This is a genomic window from Ramlibacter sp. (genome assembly GCF_028291745.1).
GTDB lineage: Bacteria > Pseudomonadota > Gammaproteobacteria > Burkholderiales > Burkholderiaceae_C > Ramlibacter.
In genome coordinates, this window is sequence record NZ_JAQGNQ010000037.1 from 1 (window position 1) to 3,429 (window position 3,429).

General features: G+C 67.7%; 5 protein-coding genes. All 5 read left to right on the forward strand.

The window, feature by feature from the left end; genetic code table 11:
* The coding region (locus JWP60_RS05735; RefSeq protein ID WP_299787607.1) for a hypothetical protein at positions 1–303 on the forward strand (303 nt) is incomplete at its 5' end.
* Between the two features lie 23 nt (positions 304–326).
* Entirely contained in the window at positions 327–752 is a 426-nt protein-coding gene (gene ndk, locus JWP60_RS05740) for a nucleoside-diphosphate kinase (RefSeq protein ID WP_299787610.1), read from the forward strand.
* A 91-nt stretch (positions 753–843) separates the two neighbouring features.
* A complete protein-coding gene (rlmN, locus tag JWP60_RS05745) occupies positions 844–1,989 on the forward strand; it encodes a 23S rRNA (adenine(2503)-C(2))-methyltransferase RlmN (RefSeq protein ID WP_299787613.1) in 1,146 nt (381 codons plus the stop codon).
* Between the two features lie 6 nt (positions 1,990–1,995).
* Positions 1,996–2,826, forward strand: a complete 831-nt coding sequence (gene pilW / locus JWP60_RS05750; RefSeq protein WP_299787616.1) for a type IV pilus biogenesis/stability protein PilW — start codon at positions 1,996–1,998, stop codon at positions 2,824–2,826.
* The coding region (locus JWP60_RS05755) for a helix-turn-helix transcriptional regulator (RefSeq protein WP_299787619.1) at positions 2,819–3,429 on the forward strand (611 nt) is incomplete at its 3' end. The genes pilW and JWP60_RS05755, both read left to right, overlap by 8 nt.

Here is a 3,429-nt window from a genome sequence, read left to right on the forward strand (position 1 = left end):
GCGGTGGGCCGCGCGGTGGCCCGCGTCGGGGCGGTGGTGGGGGTGGCGGCGGTGGGGGCGGCGGCGGGCGCGGACGCGGCTGAAGGCGGACACCCGAACGCAAGGGGCGCAAAGGTTGCGCAAAAGACGCAAAAGGGAGTCAAGAAAATTCTTGAACTTGCCTTTTTCGCGTCCTTTGCGCCTTTTGCGCCTTCTGCGTTCTGGTTGCCCGGCAGTTGTGTGTTCCCCTACGCGGGCACCCCGGCGCCTACCAAGCTAAAATCGTGGGCTTTGCCGAACTTTTCGCTTCCGGCAAAACCCTAAAACATCAAGCTCAGGAAACCAGCATGGCTATCGAACGCACCCTCTCCATCATCAAGCCGGACGCCGTGGCCAAGAACGTGATCGGCCAGATCTACGCGCGCTTCGAAGCCGCCGGCCTGAAGATCATCGCCGCCCGCATGGCCCACCTGTCGCGCGCCGAGGCCGAGCAGTTCTACGCCGTGCACAAGGAGCGTCCCTTCTTCAAGGACCTGGTCGACTTCATGATCTCCGGCCCGGTGATGATCCAGGCGCTGGAAGGCGACAACGCCATCCTGAAGAACCGCGACCTGATGGGCGCCACCGATCCCAAGAAGGCCGCGTCGGGCACCATCCGCGCCGACTTCGCCGACAGCATCGACGCCAATGCGGTGCATGGCTCGGACGCCGCCGAAACCGCCAAGAACGAAATCGCCTTCTTCTTCCCGGCGATGAACATCTACACGCGCTGAAAATGTGCCGCCCGAGCTCCACTTCGTTCTGCCTCCCCTCTAGGGGGAGCGGCGCGTCCTGGGGCGGCCGGGCGACGCGCCGGCCCATGCGATGACGGCCAACCTGCTCGATTTTGACCTCGAGGGCCTGGCCACGTTCTGCGCCGGGCTGGGTGAGAAGCGCTTCCGCGCCACCCAGCTGTTCCGGTGGATCCACCAGAAGGGCGCAAGCCGCTTTGGCGAGATGACCGATCTGGCCAGGTCGCTGCGCGAAAAGCTCGAGGGCAGCGCCCGCATCGAGGGCCTGCCCCTCATCTCCCAGCACATCTCCAGCGACGGCACGATCAAGTGGCTGTTCGACGTGGGCGACGGCAACGCCGTCGAGTCGGTGTTCATTCCCGAGGCCGATCGCGGCACCCTGTGCGTCTCCTCGCAGGCCGGCTGCGCCGTCGGCTGCCGCTTCTGCTCCACCGGCCACCAGGGCTTCTCGCGCAATCTCTCCAGCGGCGAGATCCTGGCGCAGCTGTGGTTTGCCGAGCACTTCCTGCGCGGCCACCTCAAGACCGATGGCGAGCGTGTCATCTCCAACGTCGTGATGATGGGGATGGGCGAGCCTTTGCAGAACTACGGCGCGCTGGTGCCGGCGCTCAAGGTGATGCTGGACGATCACGGCTACGGCCTGTCGCGCCGGCGCGTGACCGTGTCCACCTCCGGGGTGGTGCCGATGATCGACCGCCTGGGCGAGGACTGCCCCGTGGCCCTGGCCGTGTCGCTGCATGCGCCCAACGACGAACTGCGCGACAAGCTGATCCCGCTCAATCGAAAGTATCCGATCGCGGAACTGCTGGACGCCTGCAACCGCTACCTCGAACACGCGCCGCGCGACTTCATCACCTTCGAGTACTGCATGCTCGATGGCGTCAACGACCTGCCGCAGCACGCGCACGAACTCGCGCGCCTGGTGCAGACGCACGGCGGCCGCGGCGTGTCGTGCAAGCTCAATCTCATTCCCTTCAATCCATTCCCCGCCTCGGGCCTGCTGCGTTCCCCGCAACACCGCGTGCAGGCTTTCGCGAAAATCCTGAGTGATGCTGGTATCGTCACGACGGTGCGCAAGACGCGCGGCGACGACATCGACGCCGCCTGCGGCCAGCTGGCCGGCGACGTCAAGGACCGCACGCGGGTCGACCGGCGCATCGCGCAACAGCGCACGGTGATGCTCAGGCCGGTGCCCGCGGATACCACCAGGGAGGCATAGGGGAACATGACGATCACCATGGCGGCGCAAGGCCGCTTTTGTGCTGCGTGGCTCGCAGCCGCGGCCTGCGCCGGAGTGCTGGGCACCTTGCTGGCGGGCTGTGCCGCGCCCGCGCAGCAGCAGGACACGATCTCCCAGATGGTGACTCTCTCCGAGGAATCCGATGCCCGCCGCCGCGCGCGCATCCGGCTCGAACTCGCATCGGGTTACTACGGCGAGGGCAAGACCGAGATCGCGCTGGATGAACTCAAGCAGGTGATCGCCACCGATCCCACCTTCGGCGAGGCCTACAACCTGCGCGGGCTGATCTACATGCGCCTGGGCGACAACCGCGAGGCCGAGGACAGCTTCCGCCGCGCGGTCGCGATGAATCCGCGCGACGCCGATGCGCTGCACAACTACGGCTGGCTGCAGTGCCAGCTCGGTGAATACCAGAATGCGGACAAGTCCTTCGCGCAGGCGATGACCAATCCGCTGTACGCGGGCCGCGCGAAGACGCTGATGGCCATGGGCCTGTGCCAGGCGCGTTCCGGCCGCACCGATGTCGCGGAAAGCAGCCTCGCGCGCAGCTACGAACTCGATGCCGGCAACCCCATCACCGGCTACAACCTCGCGCGCCTGCTGTTCACCAAGGGCGACTTCAAGCGCGCGCAGTTCTACATCCGGCGCCTGAACAACAGCGAGCTGGCGAATGCCGAATCGCTGTGGCTGGGCATCCGCGTGGAGCAGCGCATGAACGATCCGGCCGCCATGGGCCAGCTGAGCGAGCAGCTGCGCAAGCGCTTCCCGGATTCGCGCGAACGTCAGGCCCTGGATCGGGGGGCTTTCAATGACTGAGACCGCGCCCGTCGAGGGCACTGCCACCACCACCGCCGGCACCCTGCTGCGCCAGGCGCGCGAGGCCGCGGGCCTGCACGTCGCCTCGCTGGCGGCCACGCTGAAGGTTCCGGTGTTCAAGGTCGAGGCGCTCGAGCAGGATCGCTACGACCTGCTGCCCGACGCGGTCTTCGTGCGCGCGCTGGCCTCCAGCGTCTGCCGCACGCTCAAACTCGATCCGCAGCCGGTGCTGCAACTGTTGCCGCGCACCGGCCAGCCGCGCCTGGTGCAGGACAGCGAGCACATCAACGCGCCTTTCCGCACGGCCCGCGACGGCCCCTCGCCGCGCTGGCTCGACCAGGTCTCCCGCCCGGTGTTGGCCATCGTGGCCCTGCTGCTGCTGGGCGCGCTGGTGATCGTCTTCCTGCCCTATGTGGAGGGGGTGGTCGACCGGGTCGCGGCGATCAGTCACCCCGGCGTCAGCGCGGCGAGCGATCCCGTGATGCCGCCCCCGGGCGCCGCTGCCACGGTGCCCACCGCCATGCCGCCGGTGGATGTCGCATCCGCCGCGCCACCGGCGGATGCCGCGGCGAACGCGCTGCCGGCGCAGGTGCCGGCCTCCGG